This window comes from Lactiplantibacillus nangangensis (assembly GCF_005405065.1).
Lineage (GTDB): Bacteria > Bacillota > Bacilli > Lactobacillales > Lactobacillaceae > Lactiplantibacillus > Lactiplantibacillus nangangensis.
The window spans coordinates 1-1,917 of record NZ_BJDI01000033.1; the positions used below are offsets into that span (position 1 = coordinate 1).

At 44.0% G+C, this 1,917-nt stretch carries 1 protein-coding gene; it reads left to right on the forward strand.

The genetic code is table 11. The features are described from left to right. Nucleotides 1-448: 448 nt before the first annotated feature. Nucleotides 449-1,831 carry a group II intron reverse transcriptase/maturase gene (gene ltrA / locus FFM70_RS13710; RefSeq protein ID WP_137617400.1) on the forward strand — a complete coding sequence of 461 codons (1,383 nt, stop codon included), beginning with the start codon at nt 449-451 and terminating at the stop codon, nt 1,829-1,831. The last annotated feature ends 86 nt before the right edge of the window (nt 1,832-1,917 follow it).

Below are 1,917 nucleotides of genomic sequence, written 5' to 3' on the forward strand. Positions count from 1 at the left end.
TTTTTTTGGTGCGCCCGGCATGGGTGATAACTAGGCGGTGTAAGTCCGCTGTGGGCCGTAGTAGTCGGAACCACGAGTTGAGGGCAAGGGTGTCCGCTGTGAAACGGAATCTGAAGGAAGCCTAAAACAAAGTACCGAGCTGATGAATAAGAAGTGGCTATGAGGCTAGAGTTATCTGGACGAGGTTGCCAAACAAACCAAAGTCCAATACTACTCAAAGATGACTAGAGTAGAGCCAACAGTTGCATGGTACGAAAGCTATCATTCTTACCCGGGGAGGCCTGATTTACAAGTTCCCGACTAGAACGCCGATATGGTGTACAGGAACAACCTAGCCAGTGATGGCTAATTGAGTATTTCAGGAGTCAGCCGAGGTCATAGTAGTCCACCAATTGGTGGACAAAGGACCGAACAATAATAATTTTCACTGGTACTGGAGGTGTTGGTAATGCGAAGATTGCAGAAAACAGAACAAGCTGACCGCCAAGAGATGGCTAGTCTGGAAGATAAAGTCTATCTTGGGGCGCATAGTGTTACCGATGGTGAAAGTACGGTGCAAAATGGTGTTCCATTTGTAGACTTGGTGCTTGCGAGAGATAACCTTAACCTCGCTTTTAAACGGGTTAGGCGTAATAAAGGAGCCGCTGGGATTGATGGTATGACCATCGAACAGCTATCCGAATACATCTACAAACATCGAGATGAACTCTTGGAGAGTTTACGTAACGAGACTTACTATCCCAAACCAGTCAAACGTGTTGAAATTCCGAAGCCAGATGGGTCAACCAGAAAGCTAGGTATCCCGACTGTAATTGACAGAATGGTCCAACAGGCGGTAGTCCAAGTGTTGTCACCAATTTATGAACAAGTATTTTCCGACAATAGCTACGGCTTTAGGCCTGGACGAAGTGCACATGACGCAATTAAAAAGGTCACGAGTCTTTATAATCAGGGCTATCACTACGTGGTAGACCTGGACTTAAAAGCCTACTTTGATACGGTTAACCATGATTTACTAATGAACTTTGTTCAACAGCAAATTCAGGACCCATGGCTATTACATCTAATCCGCAGGTTTTTAACTAGTGGTGTGATGAATGGTCAGTTATTCCAGAAAACAACGACGGGCACCCCGCAAGGTGGTAACCTATCGCCACTATTAGCCAATATCTATCTCAATGAACTAGACAAACTATTGACTAGTCGAGGCCATCAGTTTGTACGCTATGCAGATGATTGTAATATTTATGTCAAAAGTAAGCGTACCGGTGAGCGAGTCTTGAGGAATAGTACTAAATTCCTAGAAAACAGTTTAAAAGTGACAGTCAACCGGAAAAAAACAACGGTTGGGTCACCATTAAGACTAAAGTTCTTGGGATTTACGCTGGGTGTTGATCGAAATGGGGCGCACCCGCGTCCACATGGAATTGCCAAGCAACGTGTCAAACAGTCACTTAAAGTTATGACAGGTCGAAGCCGAAGTATCAGTTGGCAACAATTGATGAAAGAAATTCGTCAGAAAATGCGAGGATGGCTGCAATACTATGGGATTGGTAAGTTGAAGAAATTCATTCAACGACTAGACCAATGGCTTAGAAGTCGTATAAGGCAATTGATTTGGAAGCGTTGGAAGAAGCTCAAGACCCGATATCGTCAACTGATGAAAATGGGAATGACAGCAGAACAAGCCAAGACCAATGCCAATACCCGAAAGGGGTATTGGAGAACAGCACATAGTAAGACGATGTGCTATACGTATACAAATGAAAAGCTAGAACGCCTTGGACTGATAAACATGTCCAAAACACTCCAGCTTATTCAGAATACTTAAATTATTGAACCGCCGTATACGGAACCGTACGTACGGTGGTGTGAGAGGTCGGTAATTGAAATAATCAATTACCTCCTACTCGATCG

What these genes read in the sequence shown, in the direction of transcription:
- ltrA (WP_137617400.1), top strand. Translation starts at nt 449, where the DNA reads ATGCGAAGATTGCAGAAAACAGAACAAGCTGACCGCCAAGAGATGGCT.